Source organism: Kitasatospora indigofera, assembly GCF_014655955.1.
GTDB lineage: Bacteria > Actinomycetota > Actinomycetes > Streptomycetales > Streptomycetaceae > Kitasatospora > Kitasatospora indigofera.
In genome coordinates this window covers 1-20,828 of the sequence record NZ_BNBO01000040.1, presented here as the reverse complement: position 1 = coordinate 20,828, position 20,828 = coordinate 1, and the positions used below count along the sequence as shown (strand labels likewise).

Sequence of the window (20,828 nt, the reverse complement as noted above, 5' to 3'; positions counted from 1 at the left end):
CGCCCGCAAGGGCGGCCTCGCGGTCGTGGGGGAAATCCAACCCGGTGTCCGACCCGGAAACCGGCGGGACGCCCCACCCTGCATCCGAAAGAGTGACAACCCGGCCCAGAAGGTTGCCGAGCACCTCGACGACGCACTCCTGCGCAGCCTTCCTCGGGATAGCGCCGGCCAGCCACGCGGCGACGTGGGTGTGGGTGTACGCCGTCCGCCGAACGCCCACCTGCGCCGCGGCGTTGACGAGGCGGGCGAGTTCCCGGTGCGACGCCCCGCACGCCGCTACGAGTGCGCCCAGCCACACGTTCGGCTGCCTCGTGTCGCCGGTCACGGAGCGACGGAGACCAGGTAAACGTCGTGCTCGCGGTAGCTGTCGTAGTCCGATGGGCAGCCTTGGCAGCTCTCGACATGCGCAGTGGTGGCGCCGCAGTTCTTCGCCAGCTCCCAGGCGTCGCCCGAGGTCGCCACCCATCCCCCGGCTGGTACCCGGTCCGCCCCCACGAACTCCAGCGCCGCCGGATCGGGCAGGGGCTCGATGGGCAGGTGCTCCATGCCCGGGTAGCCCGGGCCGTGCTCGTGCAGCGAGAGCTTCTGGCCGGGCCGGACCTGAACCTCGCGCACGTCATGGGAGTGGGTGTAGTCGTGGATCAGGTGGCCGCCGTACTGGGCGGCGGGGGCCGTCAGCAGCGGCAGGAGGGCGAAGACCGAGAGGGTCCTGCCCGCCCTCTTCCGTCGCCGGCGCGTAGTGGATCGGGGTCGGCGGTGGTCGGACCAGTTGTCGGGCGGCCCCGGGCGGGTGGGTACGGGGTGGGGTGAAGGGCGGTCGGTGATGGTCTGCTCGCAGAGGTTGTCGGTCGCGGGGAGAACGGGATGGTCGGGTCAGGCGGGGCGGCCGCGCCGAGGGCGCTGGCCTCGGCACGGCCGCCCTGGCCAGGCGTTCAAGAGGGCCGGCTGACCGGCTTCGTCATCGTGCGGGACTGCCTGGTCGCCAGGTGGTGGACGGCACTTCAGAGCGCCATCAGCGCGCAGATGCTCAAGGCCATGACCGACGTACTGGCTCCGGCGTCGGCCGTGCCCTACCGGATCAGGACCGGGCCTGGGCGCCGATTGCGCCATCCGCAGCGGGGTTCCAGTGTTCACGGTCAGTGCTCCACCGTGCGGCACCCGGAAGGCGGCAGCGGCGAGCGGGTGCCGGGTGCTGAGGCCGGTCCTGCTCACCGAACCGGCGCCCTGCATCCTGCAAGACCATCGGTCACCACCCAGCAGGCCGGCCGGGGGCAGCAGATCACCGGTCCGGGAGTGTCACCAAGCGAGCCCTTCTGTGGACAGAGCGGTGACGGGTTGGCGGACGAGGCCCGGTGCGATGCCTGCGGCATCGAGGGCCGCGCGCAGTTCATCCGGGTCGACGCTGCCGTCGCAGAGTTGCGCAGCTTGCTCCGGGGTGGCGAGCAGGCGGATCACGGCCGGCTCGCAGGGGCCTTGGACCAGCGGTCCGAAGCGGCGCACGACGTCCGCCAGGCGCGCTTGGGCTCCGCGATACCCGATCAGCTCGGCATGGGCGGGGCGGGTGGCGACCGTGGTGGCGCAGACGCGGGCGAGCGCGCGCGGGAGGTCGTCGCCGTCGGCCGGCAGGAGCGGACCGCCGGGAAGGCGGGTCCGGCCGGACTTCGGGTCGTGGTGCAGCAGTACCAGCCCGGTGGGAGCGAAGAGCCAGCCGGCGACCTCGGTGACGGTCGTATCGTGGCGCCAGCCGAGGGGCGTCCACGGTGCGGGTGTGCTCGGGGGCTGGGGTGCGACCTGGTGGATGTCCAGGACCCTCGGGGTGCGGGGGCGGCCGTGCTGGAGTTCGGCGCAGGCACCGTCGATCCTGGCGCGCAGCGCGGTGATGATGCGCTCGGAGTGGCCCGGGGCCTGGGTCGCCAGGTCGGTGGGGGTCACCAGGCGCAGGGGGCCCTGGTGGCCGGGGTCGGCGGTGAGGGCGGTGAGCTGGGCGTTGGTGAGTGGCGGGTGGTCGTAGACGGTGACGGTCCGGGGCACTGCGGCCCCGGGGTACCAGTCGACGGTGAGGAGTGCAGCGGGGTCCAGGCGGGCGAGACCGGTCAGGGCGGCCGCGTGGCGCGCTGCCGCCTGCGCGGGGCTCTCGTGCGGCAGCGTTGCGCCGCCGGGCAGGGCGGATGGCGTCGAGCCGGCCGGGGTGAGCAGGATGCGTCCGTCGGGGGCGGTGATCAGGAGCTCGGCCCGCATCGCCGGGGAGGCGGCTTCGGTCGTGAGGGTGGCCGGGGTGTCGGTGCCAGGTGCGGTGGTGGTCATGAGGGCGCTCCGGGGCGGGTGCGGGCGGTCTGCGAGAGGTTTTGCAGTGCGTCGTGGAGGGTGAGGGGAGGGAAGGTCATGCGGATGCGGCTGAGGAGGACGGCACCGGTGACGACGGCTGCGTATCCGGCGAGCGGCAGGGTAGGGACGCCGAGGACCGTGGTCGCTTCCGCGCACAGTCCTGCCGCACTGCTTGGCTGGATCCCCATCTCTTGGGCGATCTGGTCGGTGGTCAGGCCGCCGACGGCGAGAGCGATCGCCTGTGCTCGGCGGGGGGAGAGCCGGACCGGGTTCAGCGGAGCAAGACTGAGCAGGTGTTCGGGCAGCAGCTGGTGGGCCGCGGTGAGGGCTGCCGCCTGGACCAGGGTGGCTGCCCCCAGGAGGCAGCACACCCGGTCGGCGGCGTCCTCTGTCCGCAGGTCGGGCAGCCCGACTGCGGCCTGGCGGCGGAGTCTGCCGCTGGGCAGGAGTGCGAACCGGATCAGGGCCAGGTCCTCTTCCCTGAGGATCGGTGCGGGCGGCAGGGTGTTCTGCGCCGCCGGGTCGCCTCCGGGCGTCGGCCCGTTGCGTGGCGGAGCCGGCGGCGGGTAGAGATCGCTTCCGGTGAGGACGCGTCGTCGCACCGCCGCGAACACCGCGTGCTCCAGTGAGCCGGCGCCGAGGCGATGACGGGCCTCGGCCAGGTACCCGACGAGGGTGTACTCGCTGATGCCCATGGCCTCAGCGGTCTCCTGCCGGGTGAGGCCCTGGGCGGTGAGGGCGAGAGCCTGGCGGACCCTCGGGCGCAGCGTGACCGGGAACGTCGACTCCTCGATCCCGATCTCGGCTGAGGAGACGAGCCCCCACCAGGCGGCGTGTCCGGCCGCCTGCTGGGTGCTGCGGGCACCGAGCGCGGCCAGGACGGTCGCGCGGCCGCCGGTGACCTCTTTGCGTGTGAGGCCCTGCGGCACCGCGACGCGGGCGAGGTTCCCACCGGCCAGAATGAGGCGTAGCAGGTGCAGCTTCGTCGAGTTCAGGTCGGGCCTGCCGGGCGTCGTGTCGGCAGGGTGATGGGCGGTCACGGTGGTGGGGGCGGTCACTGGACCGGCTCCGCGAGGGTGTGCTCCCGGGTGCCGTCGGCCTGGCGCGGGAGCAGCACCTGCCGCGGGTCGGCGAGTTCGGTGAGCAGCTGTTCGGTGTCGGACAGGGCGCACATGGTGAGCCCTTGCGGGGTGTTGCCGACCTGGCGCCCGCTCTGCTCGTCCCATTCCTCGGAGAGGAGGCCGGCAGGTCCGCGCAGGGCGAGCAGCCGTTCGAAGAGGGCGGTCGCTTCGTCGTGGCGTCCGATGAGGGCGAGCGCGTCGGCGAGCCAGAACGAGCAGGGCAGGAACGCCCCTTCCCCGCCGGGAAGGCCGTCCACGTCGTTCTCGTCCCCGTGCCCGTGGCCGGCCACCGGGTATCGCAGCACCAGTCGGCCGCCGGGGGCGAGTTCGCGCTGGATCGCCTCCACCGTGCCGATCACCCGCTTGTCGTCCACGGGAAGGAAGCCGGTGCGGAGCATGAGGAGCAGGGAGGCGTCCAGGTCGGTGCTGCCGTAGGACTGGGTGAAGGTGTTGCGGTGCGGGTCGTAGCCCCGCTCGCACACCTCGGCGTGGATCTGGTCGCGGAGGGCCGCCCAGCGTCGCTGCACCTCCTGCGGGACCTGGACGTTCGTCTCGGAGGCCAGGTCCAGGGCACGGTCGAACGCGGTCCAGGCCATCACCTTGGAGTGCACGAAGTGGCGCCGGGGGCCGCGGACCTCCCAGATCCCCTCGTCCGGGTGCTCCCACAGGTCCTCCAGGCTGCGTACCATCGCCACCCACAGCCGGCCGGTGGCGTCGTCCAGGGCGATTCCGCTGCGGTGGGCGAGCCACATCAGCTCCAGGACCTCACCGAACACGTCGAGCTGCAGCTGGCCGGCGGCCGCGTTGCCGACCCGCACCGGCACGGAGCGCTCATAGCCGGGCAGGTGCGCGAGCTCGAACTCCGGCAGGTCCCGTTCGCCGCCGACGCCGTACATGATCTGCGGCTGCGCGTCGCCGGCCACGGCCCGCACCAGCCATCCCAGCCACGCCCGCGTCTCCTCCAGGTGGCCTCGGCGCAGCAGGGTGGTGAGGATCAGCGCGGAGTCGCGCAGCCACGTGTACCGGTAGTCCCAGTTCCGGGCGCCGCCGAGGAGTTCGGGCAGGGACGTGGTCGGTGCGGCAATCACCGCGCCGGTCGGGGCGTAGGTGAGCGACTTGAGGGTGATCAGCGCCCGGGTCACCGCGTCGCGGTGCGGGCTGCGGCAGTTGACGGGGTTCGTCCACTCGTCCCAGAACCTGTACGTCGCCTGCAGGTCGGCGGCCGGGTCCGGCGCGGCCGGCGCGGTGAGATGGCTGTCCTGCCAGGTCGTGGCGAAGTGGACCGTCTCGCCCGCGTGCAGCTCGAGGCTGGTGACGGCGACCGCGCCGGGGCGGATGCGGGCCAGGTCGTCGCCCGCGTCGGCTGCGCGGCCGGTGGCGGTGACGTCGAGCCACAGGGACGCGGGCCCTGCGGTGGCGACCACGCGGCGCCCGCCCGAGCTGTGCTTGGACGGCCACATGTACGGCACGGCCCGCCCGTAGTCGAAGCGAGGGGCGAACACCGAGCGCACGCTGACGTACCCCTGCAGGATCTCCGCGGTGCGCACCAGCCGGGGCCCAGCGCTCTCGTCCCCCTGGTAGGGGGGCATGAACGTGGTGACCCGCAGTGTTCCGGTACCGGTCGTCCAGCTCTGGGTCAGGACCAGGCTCTCGCCGTCGTAGACGCTGCTGTCGGCGCGGCTACTGCCTGTGGCGGGTCCGAGGGTCCAGTGGCCGTGGGTGGCATCGCCGAGCAGCCGGGCGAAGTGCGGAGCGGAGTCCGGCCGGGCCCCGCCGCCCCACACCACGGTGCTGGCCGCGTCGACGAGGGCGCTGGAGCACAGGTCGCCGACCAAGGCGAGATCCTCCAGCCGGGGGCTCGCAGGGATGAGCGCCTCCTGCGGCGCGAAGGCGTCCGGGAGTATGACGGCGTCCGGGAGAGCGGTTGATGCGCCGGCGGCGGTGGTGCTGTGCGGCATGGGTCGTCCAAGAGGTGGGTGGATTGGGAAGTGAGGAGAGTCGGCCGACCGTGGCGGTCGGCGCTGCGGTTTCGGGGCGGTACCCGGGGTGCTTGGCCCGGCGGCGGAACTGGGGCCGGGCCGGGGGTCAGATGAAGGCGGCTCGGCAGCGGGTGTGGTGGCGGTCCCGTGCCAGGCGAGGTGTCCGGTCGGCGGATCGGTGTCTGCGCTGGTGGTGCTGCCCGCTGGCGAGGATCCTGTAGTGGGCGTTCATGGGCGACGGGCCACGCTGCGGCGGCTGTCGGCCGGCTGGCCGCCGACCCTTGGGACGGGAAGGCCATGGGTGGGGGCGCGCTGCGCGTGACGGCGCCGGTTCATCCACGCGCCCAGCCGCTGTCCGGTCGGGGAGAGGACGTCGGGCCGCTCCACCCCGTGGACGAGCCGGGAGCGGGCGGCGGTGCGCTGCATCTCCAGGGCGATGGTGGTGTCCGCCCACGCGGACACCGCCCGTGCCCGGCGCTGCTGGTCCGCGTCGGCCAGGGGTACCGCGAACGTCAAACCGTCCCAGCCTTCGGTCGGTCGGTCCTCACGGGCGTGATGGAGGGCGGTGCGCAGGTCTGGGTCTAGGGCGGCGAACGCGCCGGTCAGTTCGGCGAGCGCCGGCCACTGGCCGTCCTCGGCACCGTCGGCCGCCACCGCCAGCAACGCTCCCGCACCGGGGCGCCCCGGGGCCAGCGCGGCTTCCACCATCTCCGTGGTGTGGGTGACCGGGCGGTTCGCGGTGGCGTGGACCAGGGCGTCCGCGTCCAGGCCTGCTGGCAGCTGTCCTGCGGTCACCAGGATCTGCAGCTGTCCGGTGCCGAGAGCGAAGGCGCGCAGGACCTGCTCACGCTGCCCGCCCCGCTGGGGCAGGACGTGCGCCTGTAGGTCCGGTCCGGTCGAACCGGTGATCTCGTCGGCCAGCCGGCGCGCGACGACGCTCGTCGCGCAGTGCACGACCACACGCGACAGGTCCTGTGTGGAGGCGAGGTTGAGTACGAGAGCGGCCAGACGCTCGGTACGGGTGCCGCCGGGAGGCAGTGCGGCCGCCATGAGTCGGTAGTCGCGCATCCGCCCGGCCGCGACGCTCTGGCGTGGAGTCAGCTTCGCGACCAGCGGCCCCGTGCGGTCCGGATCCACTCCTTCGGCCTGGTCCCGGTCCACCGAGGTCAGCACGGGCGTCGACGACAGCCACAGAATCGCGCGTCCCGGCGGGCAGCACTCGTGACGGCCCACCCTCCCGGCGACCGCCGGAAGGTGCGCGTCGAGGGCGACGATCAGGTCGTACGGCACCAGGTGCTGGGCCCGCCGGTAGGCCTCGGCGACGATCTCCAACCCTCGAGGGGAGACGATCACGGTGGCCGGCAGGGTGGACCCGACGCACTCCAGGACCGCCGACGCCGCGGTGACCTGCGGCACGTCGAGCGGGGTGACGATCGCCGGACGGGCGGCCTCGTCCCGGTGCAGCACCGCCACGACCGCCCCGCGCTCGCGGCGCTGCTCCGCGAAGGCGGTCACCGTCGCGTTCCAGGACGTGCCGGGCGGCACGACGACCAGCACCCTGCCCACGTCGGTGTGCCACGCGATTGCCGTGGCCAGGTCCGGCTGTTCGCAGCGCGGCACCCTCACCATCGCCCGCCCGCACGTCAGCGCCTCGCAAACTGGGCCGACCAGATCCCGCAGGTGCTCCGGCGGCGCCGGCGGAACGGCCGGAGCCGACTGCGGGACCACGTCGGCCGGGCGCACGATCCCTGCCAGGCAGCCCAGAGCGACCGCCTCGTGGTCCTCCCGGACACCGAGCACGTCCAGCAGCGCGGCCAGGCGCTTGCCCGCGGTGGGCCGGGCGATGCCGAGCTCCATCCCGATGGCCGGCCGCGACGACGTGCCGGCCAGCAGGCGCAGCAGCAGCCGCTCCTCACCGGAGAGTCCCGCCATCACGCCGACCACAGTCGGCGGGAAGTTCTCGGCGGTCAGATGCCCGGCCAGGACGTAGCGCGCCACCACCCCGGAGCGCCCGCTCACACCGGCCGCCGCCGCGAGCGAACTCAGCTCCGCCTCCACGCTGTCACGCGAGCGGTCGAGCCCGGCCGCGAGGGCCTTCAGCGGCAGCGGCCCGGCCAGGTACCGGGCCCACGTGAGCGACCTGGGATCGGCGGGCAGCGCCCCACCGTGCTGCGCCGCGCTCACCGGTGACCCCCGTTGAGCATGTGGTGGCCCGGTGCCTCGGTCCCGTTGATCTTCCGCAGGCGAAGGCTCGGGATGGGGCCGCTCGGCAGGCCTGCGGTCACCAGCATCACCGTGGCGGACCGTGTCCGTGCCACGCGCGCCGTCCTGTTCCGGCCGCGGACCTGTTCCGCCGTGAGGGCGTGGCCGTCGACGCGGATGAACATCACCGGCCCGCCGGTGGCGGGGCCGGGCCCGAGGGCGGTCGGGGTGAGGTCGGGCTGGGCCGGGTGGGGCAGCAGCCACACCTCGGTACCGTCGGCGTAGGTGGTGCGCGTGCCCACGCTGATCCCGTCGGGGGTGAGCACCTGGTCGGTGCGGTACGGCAGCGGGGCCGCGTCGAGCAGCGCAACCGCCAGGGTCGCAGGAGTCGCGGCGGTCATTGCCGGCATGGGGGCGGTGCTGGTCATCGAGGGAGTCCTGGGGCAGGTCTGGGTGTCGGACATGTGCGCGGATCAGCGGGCCCGGCCGCGGGCGGGTAGGCCGCACTCGTCGGTGCGGACGACGCCAGGCGGCAGCAGGACGACCTCCGGGTCGGGACCCTCCGCGACGCCACCGCTCACGCGCAGGCTCCAGCCCCGGACTTCCGCGCACCACGTCGCGGCCGGCCCGTCGGGCCTCGGACGGTAGGTGACGGCCTCGACGCTCTCGCCGTCCACGACCAGGCGGCTCGACCTGAACGTGGTGGACTCCTCCAGCGCCCGCTGCGAGGCGACCTGCGCCCCGGGGCCGAGCGGCGGCAGGTCGCAGGGAACCGCGACGGTGACCCGCAGTCCGTCCGCATACCGGGCCTCCACACGCGTGTAGCGCCTGACACCTCCTACCAGCTGCACCTCGGCGGTGATCCGCACCGGCTGGCCACCGCCTGCCAGAAGGGCGACCGGCAGCCCCGTGGCACCGCTGACGTACGAGGCCCTGTTCTGCACGGGCATGGGCGCGCCGTCTCGGCCGAACCCCGGATCCAGCACCAGCTCGGCGCCGCCCGGCTCGCCTGCGGCATGCCAGTGCGTCACATCGGCATCCAGCTCGAGATGGCGTGCGGCCAGTACGGCTGCGAGGGGCTCAACCAGTAGGCCGGCAGTGGGCGCCTGCGCAGCTGGGGTGGTGGACACGAGGATGGACTCCATTCGTCTGGCGCGTGCGAGGTCCGCGGGGACCTTGGTGCTCTGGCTGGTGGGGGCGAAGGCTCGGTGTCGTCTCTCAGGTCGGCGCTCCGCAACCGGCGAGTTCGGCGCGGAGCTCCTGTTCGGTCAGCGGGGTGCAGTTGGTGAGGGTGCGCAGCAGGTGGGTGGCGAGGACCCAGGGCAGGTCCGGGTCTCCTGTCGCGAAGTGGCCGCGTACGGGCCCGGGCCCATCGGGGTCAGAGGGGTCCGATAGGAACTTGAGGCCGGCGAATCCCCACAGGGTGGCCGTGCGGGCCCGCACCAGCAGGGCGCCGTTCAGGGCCCGGCAGTGGGTGGGGGAGGACAGGGCGTGCGGGGCGCACACCGGCGGATGCTCGACGGCGGTGCCCTCCGGCCAGGAGTCCTCGAGGGTGAGCGGGCGCCCGCCGGGGGTTGTCGGGAGTGGCAGGAGCCAAAGGTGGCCGTCGTTGGTGCGATCTGCCGGTCCCCCGCACACCCGGCATCTCAGGTGCAGCATCAGGTGGTGCTGGCGGCCGGGGTGGGGGCTGCTCCAGAGGGGTACCCCTGCGGTCTTGCCGGTGCAGCGCAGGATGAGGACGCCGTTCACGCGGTCGGACGGCAGCTCGGTGGGGTAGGCGATCCCCGCTGGCCGGCCACCGGCGCCCGTGCGGAACGTCAGGCTGTTGTCGTACTCCTCCTCGCTCCAGCGGGTGATGCGGGGAACCGTCAGCAGCGGGGCAACGGTCGCCCGGGTCACTTCATGCCTCCGTACGCCACCACCGTGCGCACGACGGCCGTGTCGCCGCCGTGGGCCGGCGCCTGCCGCTGCCAGCCGTCCAGCAGAGCGTCGACGGCGTCGCAGCCGCGCGGATGCCACGGCAGCGCGGCCTGGGCGAAGAGGCCCGCGACCCGCGCCTCCCGGTCGGATTCCCCGGTGCAGCGGTGAGTCAGGACCAGCGCGCTGCCCAGCGGCAGTGCCAGGCGCAGCGCGGAGAACAGCCCGCGGGCCTGCGGGGCACTCAGCTCGTGCACGACGTCCGCGAGGACGACGACGATCGGGCGCTGCCAGTCGACGTCGGAGTGCCGGCGCAGTTCCCGCAGCAGGCCTTCCGGTGCAGTCAGATCGGCACGGACGTGGCGGACCTGGCCCGGGACAGGTGCGTGGAGCAACGCCCGAGCGTGGGTCATCACCATCGGGTCGACGTCCACGTACGCGATCCGAGCGGTGGGGCAGATCGGCAGGATGGAGGTGTGGATCGGAGCGAGCGGGCTGCCGGGCGCACCGGTCGTCAGACCGCAGCCGAGATCGAGGAACTGGTCCGAGCCGTCCTCGGCCAGGCGCCGTAGGACGCGGTGGAGGTCCTGCCTCGCGCGCAGGGCCGTTGTGATCCAGTCCTGGTCCTCGGCCTGCAGGAGGTCCAGCAGAGTCCGGTCCGGGCCGAGGTGGTCCTTCCCGCCGAGCGCAAGGTTCGCTACGCGGGCGGACGTGGGCCGGTCCAGGCGCAGGTCCTCGCGGGGCCAGGATCGTGGTGTCGGCACGTACCACGGCAGAGGGGCGAGGCCCTCGGGCCCGCTGGTGGCGTCAGGTTGGACGTGGATGACGCCGACGGCGCGCGGCGTCCCCGGTCGGCCGGCGGGCCCGACGGCCGGGGCGCGGCCCTTGGGCCGGGTCATGCCGCGCGCTCCGCCAGGTGCGTGCGCGACAGGGGGATCTGCCGACCGTCCGGGCTCAGGCCGCCGGTGTCCTCGAACGTCAGGATGCCGTTGCAGAGCAACCCCCAGCCCTGAACGGGGTGGCTGGCGATGACTGCGGCGGCAGCGGCGTCGGGATCCTCGGATACGGGGCAGGCTGGTCTGTGGGTGCAGGTCACGGGGCTTTCCAGATCGGGTGTGCACAGGCTGGGTGCGCCGGCGGGCGCGGCGAGCAGGATCGGGGTGAGGTGCGGGATCCTCCGGTCGTCGGTGGGGCACACGACGACGAGGGCGTGGCCTTCGGGGACTGCGGTGGCGGCGAGAAGGGCGAGCGGAGGGTGACCGGGGCCGTGGACGGCCGTCCAGGCTCCGTCCGCGTACTGGGTGACCGCGACCGGCCGGCCGTTGCGGTCCTCGTGCCCACTGGTGGCGGCCATTCGGCGGCCGACCAGGACGGCGATGGGCCCGGCGGGGCCGGTTGCCGGCGGCGGGGCGCTGGGGAGGTCGGTTCTTGGCACGGTTGCTCCGGGTTGAGCGGTCGGGTGGTCTCGGGGGCGGGGCAGGCGCGAGGGCGGCGGCTGTGGTGAGTGGGCGCGACGGGGCGGGACGGTGTGGCCGCTGCGGGGCACCGCGTGGGCTCCTTATCGTGGGAAGGATCAAGAGGTGCGGGTTTGGAGCGCGTCGACCTGGTCCTTCCCCGCGGGCGCCCGGGTCCAGGTCTCGTGAGGCGGCAGGCGCAGGGCGCCGGCGAGTCGCTGTGACCAGTCCAGGTGGCGTCTCGGATGCAGGAGTTGCTCGGCCAAGCGGTGCACCTGGATGTCGCCGGTTCCGGCCGGGGGGTTGATGCACCAGCTGTCGCGCATCAGCCGGGCGATCTCGCTGCGGGCGTCGAGTCCGGCCGCCGCGTGGATCTCCATGGCCTGGCGTACGGAGTCCAGCAGCAATTCGACGTTCTGGTGCTTGGCAGCCATCAGCTCGTCGTCGCAGGACTCCCCGCGGTCAAGCAGGGCGACGGCTTCGTAGGCGAGGGCGCGGGCGACGGCGAACCGTGATGCCATCTGGCCGATCTTGTGTTGGACGACCGCGAGGTCTGCGAGGGGTGCGCCGTACCGGGTGCGGGTGGTGGCTTCGGTGACGGTGCGTTCGACGACGGCGCGGTGCAGTCCGAGGGCCACCGCCGTCAGATTCGGGCGACCGTAGAGAACGCTGGAGGAGTAGGCGACCGCCAGGCCGCCACCCACGTCGCCGACCACGGCCGATGCCGGAACCTTCACCCGATCGAAGCGGACGGTGCCGAAGCTGAACCCGTGCAGCCCGAGAGCCGATGAATGCGGCAGTACGGACACGCCGGGGCGGTCCGACTCCACCAGGAAGGCGGTGAGGCCCGCCGGGCCGTTGCCGGTGCGCAGCACGACCCCGTGCAGGCCGCCCACGTGCGAGTTGCCGACGAACACCTTCTCGCCGTCCAGCACCCAGGAATTCCTGGTACGCCGGGCCGTGGACTGCATGCCGAGGACGTGGCCGCCGGACACGGTTTCGGTCACCGCGATCGTGGGCAGCACGTCGCCGGCGGCTATCGCCGGCAACCAGGTCCGCTGCTGCTCCGGGCTCCCGAGGTGGATGATTTTCGCGGCGCCGAGTTGGGACGCCTGCACGATCGCGCCCGCTGCGCCGCTGACGCGGGCGAGCTCCTCGATGATGACCGTCTTCGCCTCTTGCCCGGCGCCCATGCCGCCCCAAGACCGGTCGATGGTCGCGCCGAGCCAGCCCTGAGCGGCGATCAGAGCGGCGAGCTCGCTGTCCACGGTCTGACTGTGTTCCATCGCCGCGATGCGCGGGGCGACCTCCTGCCGGGCGAACTCCCTGACGGTGCGGCGCAGGTCTGCGTGACGGTCGGTGGTCACTCTGTGCTCCTTTCGCTTCGGTCACTCGTGCGGTCAGCGTCTGTGGACTGGGTTGCGTGGATGTGCGGGCCGCTCTTCCGGCGGTCTTGCAGCGGGCTGGTGCTACCAGGTGTGGTGGTCGGCCTGACGGATGCGGGCCATCGCCTGGTCGCGGAAGTCCTTGATGAGGGCCAGGCCCGGCCGGCCCCAGGGGCGCGGCTGGGTGTCGACGACGCACACGGTTCCAAGGACAGTCCCCGACTGCTCGTCGATCAGCGGGGCGCCGAGGTAGGTGCGGATGCCGAGTTCGTCGGCGACCGGGTTGGATTTGAAGCGCGCGAAGGCGCACACGTCGTCCAGGACCAGGGCGGTGCGCCGGTTGATGACGTGCGGGCAGTAGCCGTGATCGCGGGACATGATCCGCCCGACGATGCTCGCGGGGCGGGCCGTCTGGGGGCCGATGCCGGTTGTGGTCGGGGCGGGTTCATACAGTCCGGCGAAGAACTGGTGGCCGGTGATCACGTTGACCATGGCGAAGGGAGCGTTGGCGATGCCGATGAGGTTGGCTGCCGTGCGGGCGAGATTTCGGGCGAGATGGTCGAGGTCTGCAATCGGCCGCTCATCTCCGAGGCCGAGGGCCTGGAGGCGCGCCCGGCGGCGGTCGAGGTCGGGATCGGGCGGGGTGAGCGGTTGGTGGCCGGCGGCGAAGTCGAATGTCGTCAAGGCGGGCTCCCTAGGCGGGTGAGGCGGACGGCAGGGGGCGGTGCGGGACGGCGAGGCGCTGGGCGTGGCCGACCAGGGCGGTGAGGACCGCGCGGGCTGACTCCCTGGATCGGGCGTCGCAGGTAAGGACCGGGGTGTCCGCGCGCAGGCCGAGGGCTTCGCGGACCTCCAGCGGGGTGTAGCGGTGGGTGCCGTCGAAGTGGTTGACGGCGATCAGGAAGGGGGTGGCCCGCCGTTCGAAGAACTCGACGGCGGGGAAGGCGTCCTGGAGGCGGCGGGTGTCGACGAGGACGATCGCGCCGACGGCACCGTGGGCGAGGTCATCCCACATGAACCAGAACCGTTCCTGGCCCGGTGTGCCGAACAGCAGCAGCACCAGGCCGTGAGCGGGGAAGGTGATCCGGCCGAAGTCCATGGTGACGGTGGTCGTCGCCTTGCAGTCGATGCCGTCGAGGCGGTCCAGGCCCGCGCTGGCGATCGTCAGAGTCTCCTCGGTGGAGAGCGGTTCGATCTCGCTGACGGCGCCGACCATGGTGGTCTTGCCGACCCCGAAGCCGCCGGCGATGACGATCTTCAACGGGGTCAGCGCGTCGTCAGAGGGTGCGTAGGGCGACAAGGACGCGCTCCAGGATCTCGGGGTCGGCCGGGTTGACGGTGACGGTCGGCATCGCTGGCACCATGGCGCCCGCGGACAGCAGGTCGGACAGCAGGACCTTGACGACCTGCACCGGAAGGCGCATCCGCGCGGCCAGCTCGGCCACGGACACCGGCCCGTGCAGGCACAGCCTGAACGCGAGCTCGTGCTCGCTCTCCAACTCCATGCCGCGTCCGGCCTGGCTGGCCTTGACCAGTGAGGCGAGGTCCAGGTCGTGGGTGGAGTGGGTACGGCCGCCGGTGACGACGTAGGGCCGAGGGCCGCTCACGGGCTCGACCACCCAGGGCGTCCGGTCGCCGGTGCGCATCGTCAGCTCACCCGGGGGTGCCGGTGGAGGCGAGATCGCCCCGGGCCGGTGTGGTGAGGAACGGCGAGATGCTCTTGACCAGCAGTGTCATCGCGTGGCCGATCTGCCCCGGATCGGCCGTCGGTTCGGCGATCACCCCGAGAACCGTGCCGGCCCCTGCGGCGACCACGAACAGGTAGCAGCCGTGGAACTGGACGATCACCTGGGCGACCGGGCCGGATGCGGGGCCCTCCAGCTGGCGGACGCCCTTGCTGACGGAGACGAGGCCGGTGACCACGGCCGCGATCCGGTCACTGTCCTCGGTGCTCAGGCCATGGGTGTGCTTGCGCACGCCGTCGGTGGACGCCACAACGGCCGACCTGGCGTTCGGGGTCTCGGCGATGAACTGGGCCAAGAGCCAGTCAAGGTCGGGCGACTGGCGGGGGAAGGCGTCACTCATCGAAGCTCCTGGGGAGAGAGGTGTGGAGGGGGCGAGGATCTGGCGTGGCACGGCGGACGCCGTCCGCGAAGCGCGCCATCAGACTGGTGTCCGGCGCCACCACGGCGTCGTCCGTGCTCGCGGCCTGCCGGTACAGCTGGGGCGCGAGGTGGGTGCCGACCCGCCGCGGCAAGGCGGGTCTGGCGCCGTCGGCAACGGGCGGTGCATCCGCCGAGAGGATCTGCGGCACACCGACGGGCCATAGCGGCGTCGTGCCGGGCGGGCGGTGCTCAGCCGCCGCGATGCTGGCGGTGGCCGGGGCGCGGTAGGTCACCGGGGCCGCCCCGACGGCGGGCTGTGGCGTTACCTGAGGCGCGGTAGCGGCGGACCACGCCGGGCCGGTCTCCAGCAGGGCGTACGGCAGCAGGACCAGCGCCTGTGTTCCGCCGTAGAAATTGGGCTGGAGCCGGACCAGGACGTCGTGCCGACGGGCAAGCCGGGCAACGACGAGCAGACCGATGCGACCGTCGCGCAACAGCTCACCCAGGGGCTCGTCGTCTGCGGCCGACAGAACGCGCTCCACATGGGCGAGCTGCTCCGACGGGATTCCCAGGCCGTGGTCGTCGACCTCGATCACCAGGCCGGCGCTCGCTTCCCGGACCCGCACGGTAACCGGCTGGTCAGGTGGCGAGAATCTGGTGGCGTTCTCGAACAGCTCGGCCAGCAGGTGGACGACATCGGCGACGGCATGGCCGTGCACCGTGCACCCGACCGGCACCACGATCCGCACGCGCCGGTAGTGCTCGATCTCGGCCACCGCCTGGCGAAGAACCGCGGACAGCAGGACCGGGCCGTGCGCACGTCGCGGAACCGCGCCGCAGAGCACCGCGAGGCTCTCCACATGGCGCCTTGAGCGCGTCACGAGATGATCAACCCGAAACAGGGCCGCCAGCAGCTCCGGGTCCTCCACCTCCCGCTCCAGCGCGTCCAGCTCGTCGAGCTCCCTGGAGACCAAGGCCTGGATCCGCCGGGCCAGGTTGAGCAGCACATCGACCAGGTGATCGCCATCGGCCCGCGCCGCTAGCGCCTGCGCACCCTCCAGCAAACGGGTCAGATGAGCGATCCTCTGCTCCGCCGCGGCCTCCTTGGCCGTGATCGCCGCGTCCGCCCTCAGGGCCAGCGTGCGGGCACGGCGCCGGGCCGCCGCCAGGACGACCGCGGCCCCCAGCACCAGCCCCGCGGGGGCTGAACCTGACAGAACCGGCGAGCTGGTCAGCCCGGGGACGACGGTGGCAGTCGCACCGAGCGCCGTCATCGTGGCGGCGGGTACCAGAGCAAGGCGGGTAAGGCTCGAACGCAGGCCAGCATCAGCCGTGTCAGAGGGCGCGGCCTTGCGGTGGCGGCTGCCGCTTGCGCCGTCCGGCCGCTCGTGGTGGGTCATCGCGCCACTCCTGCGGCGTCGAGGCGGCCCGTACCCAGGTCGGGGCCGGTCGGGTCGTACAGCGGTGCGCCCGAGGCGAGGGTGATCAGGACGCTGAGGTCTATCAGATGAGACTCGGGGACCCCGCCGGTGGCGGCGGCCCGCGCCAGGGCGGGCAGCATCCGCCTCTTCTCGTCGGTGCGGGCGTGGTAGGCGATCACCAGCGCGGCGTCGCAGCCGTCGCGCCCCACCCTGGCCAGGGTCGGCCACCCGTGCTCCTCGACGAGTGCGAGCAACTCGCCGACGGCGTGGCGGGCGTCCACGACCACGGCCTCGCCGGCCGCGTAGTGGCCGGACCTGGTGAGCGCATGGTCCTTTCGCTCCACGGCCTCCGCGAGGAGGACCAGGGTCTCCTTGAGCATGGTGTCGAGCGTGACCTCGTGCCAGGGGTCCGCCACTGGAACCGCGGCGTGGACGGCGGTCGCCCGTCCCCGGACCGGACCGGCATTGGCAGCCGCGCCGTGCCGCGGGCGGCCGCCCGGCGAACCCAGCGGATAACTCGGCAGCCGGCCGCCGAGACGCGACAGCAGGCCGCGACGCGTACGGCCCCTCTGGGCCCAAGTGTTACTCATCGTCTCCCCAGGGATCGTGGTGAAGGTGGAAGAACCGGCCAGGCCAGGCAGCGAGTTGAGAGGCGTGGCGGTCAGGCGCCGAGTGGTATTCAGGTGCTGTGGCCGGGGGCCAGGGGCGCGGCAGGGAGGGCCCAGAAGGCGCAGACCTGCTTGCCGCCGTCGGCGCCGGGGAGCACCGTCCACTCGTCGCAGTAGGCATCCACCAGCAGCAGGCCCCTGCCGTGCGTCTGAGTCAGACTCACGGGGCGCAGCACCGGGGTGCCGGGGTGCGGGTCCGATACCCCGATCGCGAGCACTCCGGGCGTGTATACGATCCGAAGACGAATCTCGAAGCCGGTCCTCTGGCCGAGGCTGTGGCGGACCGCATTGGTGACCAATTCGCTCAACACCAGCTGCACGCACTGAGCCACACTTGCGTCCAATCCCCAGCCTGCCACGGTGTTTCCGGCGAACCTCCGGGCTTCGGTAACCGACTCAGCCAGGGGAGCCAGCGCGAGCTCGCACCAATGTCTGCGCAGACACGGCTCGCTGCGGCTACCCGCGGCGGGGTCGCTCGTGGATAGCAGGCTGACAAGTCCGGGTCCGACTGTCCGTTCGAGCGCGTTCATGTGTCTCCCGACGTGATAGTCGTCTTGGATACTGCTCTGACCGGGCTTGGGTTGTTCACCTCGAATGAGTTCACTGGGCGAGATGGGTACGGCCGTCAGGCGTGTCCAGCGCGGCAGCCGCCAGAAATGCACCGCGGTCCGCGACGAGCGCGGCCAGTTGGTCCCAGGAATCACCGGTAGCGGCGACCATGGACCGGGTCCAGGTGACGATGCCGCTGGCAGACCCACCGGACAGTGCAGCCGTGACGCTGTTCCAGCCCGTCCGCTGGTCAAGCGGTTGCTCCGGGAGCTGGTCCTCTGCGCAGACCGCTACGTCCCACTCGCGGGCCTCGGCGTATCGCCGGCAGTGCTCGGCAAGGGCTTCCGCGAGGGTGGGATCGTTGGTGACTACGTAGAGCGCGACAGACACCCGTCCAACGGGCAAGTGCGGGGGTTCCTGAAGCATGAGACAACACTCGCTGACGTCCCGAGACAGTGGAACGGACGCTGCGTAGGACTTCCACGGTCCATGGCACGCCAAATGCTCATGGAGCGTGCGTATTTGAGTGGCGCTCGTCATCCACGCGGCTCGATTTCATCGGACTGGGTGCCCTCGAGCTGTTCCGCGAGTGAAGATAGGACGTGTCGCCAAGGGCCCCGGCCAGCGGTCTTGATGCAGGCGATCACACTGTCCAACCGGTCGTTGGCAGGGGGCTCACGCTCGGACGAGCAGACCAGATGTTGGCTGCCTCAGGTTTAGCAGCGAGGTAGGGAGTGCGGGATGGCGCAGTGGGCAGAGTTCAGCACGGGCGAGCGCATCAAGATGCTTCGTGGCAAGAACTGCACCCAGGCCCAGCTCGCGGAGCGAAGCGGGCTGTCCTTCTCCACGATCCAGAAGGCCGAGCAGGGGGGCAACGTGTCACTTCCTACGCTGCTGCGAATCGCGGAGGCACTCCACACTGAAGTCGCAGTGATCCTGGGGCACCAGACGCCAAAGCGGGGGATGTCGACGGACGAGCGAGCGATGCTCCGTGACCTCTCCCGCAGCGTCCACGACATCGCGTCCGGGATCCTGCTGGACCCGGCGGAGGACATCGCTCCCGGAGCAGCCGACCTGGCGGAAGCCGCCGCACGTATGTGGCGTGTCTACTGGCGCGGTTCCTATGCCGAGGCCGGCGTCCTCGTCGGCCCGCTGCTTCGCTCTGCGGCGCTCTACACGAGGGAAGCACCAGCCGGACAGGAGGCTGCCGCCATGGCGTTGCTGTCCGATGCTTACCGTGCCGCCGGGCTCATCGCGAACTTCCTCGGATCTCGGGACCTCGCCTATGCGTCAGTCGGCCACGCCATCCGCTATGCGGACCTTGCCGGCGATCCGGTCCGCCGTGCAATGCTTGGCTCAGCCCGTGCTCGCGTTCTTCTCCGGGATGGCCGCGTGAAGCAGGCCCTCGCCGAGGCAGAGGGGGCGGCAGCTGCGGCCGAGCCCGGCTTCTCCGAGCAGGGATCGAGTCGGCTCGCCGCCTACGGCAAGAACATCACATTCGCCGCAGTTGCTGCCTCGCGGCTCGGCGACTCCTCGCGAGCCACGGATCTCCTGTCCCAGGCCCACGCCGTTGCCGCCCGGCTGGGGACTGATGTCTACATCAACGGGCTCCAGTTCGGACCCTCCTATGCCGGAGCGCAGGCTGTGGGAGTGAACGTCTCCCTCGGCAACACTGGCAGAGCCCTGGACCTCGTACGCCGGTTCGACCCATCCGGCCTGACACAGGCCGCCCACAATCGGATGAGGCTCGACGTCGCGCTCGCCCAGTGCGACGCACGTCAGTGGGACAGCTCCCTGGACACGCTCCAAGAGGTTTGCGAAGCCCACCCGGACTGGGCACGCCACCAGGCCATTCCTAGTGTCATCATCCAGAGGGCTGGGCAAGCAAGCACCAGTCGGATCAGGAAGCTGTCGGCGATTCTAGGCATGTCGTCGACCAGTCACTGACCGCCGATCCCGAAACCTCAGCAAGGAGTACCCAGGTGCCCTACCGCGGTTTGATCCTCGACTTCGCGGGAGTGATGACCACACCGATCGGTAGGTCGTCACAGGCCTGGTGCACCAAGGCGGGCCTTCCCGCTGACGCCTGGCGCAGCACCCTGGAGGACGATCCGGTGGGTCGTGCTTTGTACGTCGAGCTTGAACTTGGCCGTATGACCCAGGCGGCTTGGAACTCTGCGACCGCTGCGATAATCGGCGTCGACGGGGAGAACCTGATGGGCCGCGTTCACGCCCAGGTCAAGGCCGTTCCGTCCATGCTGGAAGTCGCCCGCCAGGCCCGAGCCAGCGGGATCGCGGTCGCGTTGCTGTCCAACTCCTATGGCTTCGACCCGTACGACCCCTACCTGGCAACAGGGGTCTGGGATCATTTTGATGTCCACGTACTCAGCGGCCACGAAGGCATCGCGAAACCGGACCCGGCGATCTACACCCTCACCCTTGAGCGCCTTGGCCTGAGCGCGAACGAGTGCCTTTTCGTGGATGACCACCCCAGGAACCTTCCGCCGGCGGAAGCACTCGGGATCGCCACCCTTCACGCCACCGGCAGCGAAGAAACGGCCCACGTCATCGCCCGGCGGCTCGCCCTCCCCCTTCAGGCCGTCCTGCCCAGCTAGATAGGTCCAGACCTGGTAGCTCCCGGGATCCCAAACTCTGACGCTCCGTGGGCTTTGGGCCGCGCGAGTCGTCGAAGACGTACGCACCTTCGGTTCACTGGGCGCGTGGGTAAGCGCGGTGTGCCTGCAGACGCCGATGACAGCCGACCGGGCTCGGCAACGATGTGGTGGCCGGGAGGGGTGGCCCACCCTTCAGGCGCCTGGTCACCGACGTCCGCCCGAGATCAGCGCACTAGCCGAACGTGCCACACTGACCTGCGGAAGCCAGCACCCAGCAGCGAAGTTACCGCGCAGTCAGGAGATCACGTGCCGCCTGAACCTCCCGTCCAGCCCTCGGCTGGCCAGCCGTTCGACCCGGCGTCGCCGAGGGAGATCCGGCAGCAGTACAAGTTCGTGAGCAACCTGCTGCGCGAGGAGCTCACGACCGCCGAGGCCCCGGCTTGGCGCCAGCAGGTGCTCGACCACCTCGAACTCGCCTCGTTCTCAGCTGGCTACCTGCTCGCTGCGGCTGACCGCGATACGGTTCAGGTGGCGACGGCGTCGCACAACCTCGCCGCCCTCGCTCTCACACCGCTGCGGCGGCCGTAGCTGTACGGTGATCACCTTGCATTCGCCCGCGCAAGTGATCGCAGCTCAGATGGGGTGCTGACCGAGATCTCGTGTGGTCGTCGACAGCGGGGCAAGGGCCAGTCCGGTCCCGCCCAGGCAGCCGTCGATGAGGTGCGGGCGGTACTGAATCTTACGTAAGCCGCGTCTGACCGTCCGCACCAGGTGCTCCGGGTCGGCGAACGCGACATTGGCCAGGAACCCTCGCCGCAGCAGCGACCAGATCCCCTCGACCGGGTTGAGATCGGGGGCGTATGCGGGCAACTGGTAGACGGTCAGCCAGTCCTGGGCGGCGATGAACTCCTTCATGCCGGCGGCCAGATGGGTGTTGAGGTTGTCCCAGATCAGGACGATTGGGCCGTCGAGCTGGTGTCATCGACACCCCGGCCTCGTCCTCGAACACCAGCCAGGCCCCGAGAGCCGCCACTAGTAGGGCTTGGTCAGGTCCGTATCGGTGTGGGTATGTCGCGGTGGCAGGTGG

Annotated in this window: 22 protein-coding genes and 1 pseudogene; 3 read left to right on the top strand and 20 right to left on the bottom strand. The window is 71.6% G+C overall.

The genetic code is table 11. The features are described 5' to 3' along the window. Window positions 1-321 precede the first annotated feature (321 nt). The 19 genes from IE329_RS27540 to IE329_RS27450 form a co-directional block, all read right to left on the bottom strand. Window positions 322-615, bottom strand: a complete 294-nt coding sequence (locus IE329_RS27540) for a hypothetical protein (RefSeq protein WP_190213693.1) — start codon at window positions 613-615, stop codon at window positions 322-324. A gap of 681 nt (window positions 616-1,296) precedes the next feature. Next, complete coding sequence (locus IE329_RS27535; RefSeq protein WP_190213692.1) at window positions 1,297-2,304, bottom strand: NUDIX hydrolase; 1,008 nt, start codon at window positions 2,302-2,304, stop codon at window positions 1,297-1,299. Continuing rightward, window positions 2,301-3,383, bottom strand: a complete 1,083-nt coding sequence (locus IE329_RS27530; RefSeq protein WP_190213691.1) for a helix-turn-helix transcriptional regulator — start codon at window positions 3,381-3,383, stop codon at window positions 2,301-2,303. The genes IE329_RS27535 and IE329_RS27530 overlap by 4 nt, the downstream gene beginning before the upstream one ends. Next, complete coding sequence (locus IE329_RS27525) at window positions 3,380-5,404, bottom strand: glycoside hydrolase family 15 protein (RefSeq protein ID WP_190213690.1); 2,025 nt, start codon at window positions 5,402-5,404, stop codon at window positions 3,380-3,382. The genes IE329_RS27530 and IE329_RS27525 overlap by 4 nt, the downstream gene beginning before the upstream one ends. Window positions 5,405-5,653: 249 nt before the next feature. Next, window positions 5,654-7,609: a hypothetical protein gene (locus IE329_RS27520; protein WP_190213689.1), complete on the bottom strand. Its 1,956-nt coding sequence runs from the start codon at window positions 7,607-7,609 to the stop codon at window positions 5,654-5,656. Next, window positions 7,606-8,055: a hypothetical protein gene (locus IE329_RS27515; protein ID WP_190213688.1), complete on the bottom strand. Its 450-nt coding sequence runs from the start codon at window positions 8,053-8,055 to the stop codon at window positions 7,606-7,608. Before IE329_RS27515 ends, IE329_RS27520 begins: the two co-directional genes overlap by 4 nt. A gap of 45 nt (window positions 8,056-8,100) precedes the next feature. Next, entirely contained in the window at window positions 8,101-8,757 is a 657-nt protein-coding gene (locus tag IE329_RS27510) for a hypothetical protein (protein ID WP_190213687.1), read from the bottom strand. An 88-nt stretch (window positions 8,758-8,845) separates the two neighbouring features. Further along, complete coding sequence (locus tag IE329_RS27505) at window positions 8,846-9,526, bottom strand: hypothetical protein (protein ID WP_190213686.1); 681 nt, start codon at window positions 9,524-9,526, stop codon at window positions 8,846-8,848. Further along, window positions 9,523-10,443, bottom strand: coding sequence for an SAM-dependent methyltransferase (locus IE329_RS27500; protein WP_190213685.1), 921 nt, complete (start codon window positions 10,441-10,443; stop codon window positions 9,523-9,525). Before IE329_RS27500 ends, IE329_RS27505 begins: the two co-directional genes overlap by 4 nt. Further along, on the bottom strand, window positions 10,440-10,979 hold the full coding sequence (locus IE329_RS41875; protein WP_308438407.1) for a DUF5999 family protein: 540 nt from the start codon (window positions 10,977-10,979) through the stop codon (window positions 10,440-10,442). Before IE329_RS41875 ends, IE329_RS27500 begins: the two co-directional genes overlap by 4 nt. Before the next feature lie 138 nt (window positions 10,980-11,117). After that, window positions 11,118-12,365 (bottom strand): acyl-CoA dehydrogenase family protein, encoded by a 1,248-nt coding sequence (locus tag IE329_RS27490; RefSeq protein WP_229927801.1) that lies wholly within the window; start codon window positions 12,363-12,365, stop codon window positions 11,118-11,120. A 102-nt stretch (window positions 12,366-12,467) separates the two neighbouring features. Then, the gene (locus IE329_RS27485) at window positions 12,468-13,067 is read right to left on the bottom strand and encodes a GAF domain-containing protein (RefSeq protein WP_190213684.1); all 600 of its coding nucleotides are present in this window, start codon (window positions 13,065-13,067) and stop codon (window positions 12,468-12,470) included. 10 nt (window positions 13,068-13,077) lie between these two features. Continuing rightward, window positions 13,078-13,683, bottom strand: a complete 606-nt coding sequence (locus IE329_RS27480) for a GTP-binding protein (RefSeq protein ID WP_190213683.1) — start codon at window positions 13,681-13,683, stop codon at window positions 13,078-13,080. Beyond that, entirely contained in the window at window positions 13,661-14,029 is a 369-nt protein-coding gene (locus IE329_RS27475) for a DUF742 domain-containing protein (RefSeq protein WP_190213682.1), read from the bottom strand. The genes IE329_RS27480 and IE329_RS27475 overlap by 23 nt, the downstream gene beginning before the upstream one ends. A gap of 7 nt (window positions 14,030-14,036) precedes the next feature. Further along, window positions 14,037-14,468 carry a roadblock/LC7 domain-containing protein gene (locus IE329_RS27470; protein ID WP_190213681.1) on the bottom strand — a complete coding sequence of 144 codons (432 nt, stop codon included), beginning with the start codon at window positions 14,466-14,468 and terminating at the stop codon, window positions 14,037-14,039. Next, window positions 14,461-15,888, bottom strand: a complete 1,428-nt coding sequence (locus IE329_RS27465) for a sensor histidine kinase (protein ID WP_190213680.1) — start codon at window positions 15,886-15,888, stop codon at window positions 14,461-14,463. The genes IE329_RS27470 and IE329_RS27465 overlap by 8 nt, the downstream gene beginning before the upstream one ends. Next, window positions 15,885-16,289 carry a hypothetical protein gene (locus tag IE329_RS27460; RefSeq protein WP_190213679.1) on the bottom strand — a complete coding sequence of 135 codons (405 nt, stop codon included), beginning with the start codon at window positions 16,287-16,289 and terminating at the stop codon, window positions 15,885-15,887. Before IE329_RS27460 ends, IE329_RS27465 begins: the two co-directional genes overlap by 4 nt. 299 nt (window positions 16,290-16,588) lie before the next feature. After that, complete coding sequence (locus tag IE329_RS27455; RefSeq protein WP_190213678.1) at window positions 16,589-17,107, bottom strand: ATP-binding protein; 519 nt, start codon at window positions 17,105-17,107, stop codon at window positions 16,589-16,591. Between the two features lie 70 nt (window positions 17,108-17,177). After that, a complete protein-coding gene (locus IE329_RS27450) occupies window positions 17,178-17,516 on the bottom strand; it encodes a hypothetical protein (RefSeq protein WP_190213677.1) in 339 nt (112 codons plus the stop codon). 351 nt (window positions 17,517-17,867) lie between these two features. Here IE329_RS27450 and IE329_RS27445 point away from each other — a divergent pair, with 351 nt between their 5' ends. The 3 genes from IE329_RS27445 (at window position 17,868) to IE329_RS27435 (ending at window position 20,329) form a co-directional block, all read left to right on the top strand. Then, a complete protein-coding gene (locus tag IE329_RS27445) occupies window positions 17,868-19,073 on the top strand; it encodes a helix-turn-helix domain-containing protein (RefSeq protein ID WP_190213676.1) in 1,206 nt (401 codons plus the stop codon). 35 nt (window positions 19,074-19,108) lie between these two features. Then, window positions 19,109-19,741: an HAD family hydrolase gene (locus IE329_RS27440; protein ID WP_229927800.1), complete on the top strand. Its 633-nt coding sequence runs from the start codon at window positions 19,109-19,111 to the stop codon at window positions 19,739-19,741. A gap of 393 nt (window positions 19,742-20,134) precedes the next feature. Next, window positions 20,135-20,329 carry a hypothetical protein gene (locus IE329_RS27435; protein WP_190213675.1) on the top strand — a complete coding sequence of 65 codons (195 nt, stop codon included), beginning with the start codon at window positions 20,135-20,137 and terminating at the stop codon, window positions 20,327-20,329. A gap of 45 nt (window positions 20,330-20,374) precedes the next feature. Here IE329_RS27435 and IE329_RS27430 read toward each other — a convergent pair. Further along, window positions 20,375-20,716 (bottom strand): annotated as a pseudogene (locus tag IE329_RS27430) (transposase); the annotation flags it as partial. Window positions 20,717-20,828 lie beyond the last annotated feature (112 nt).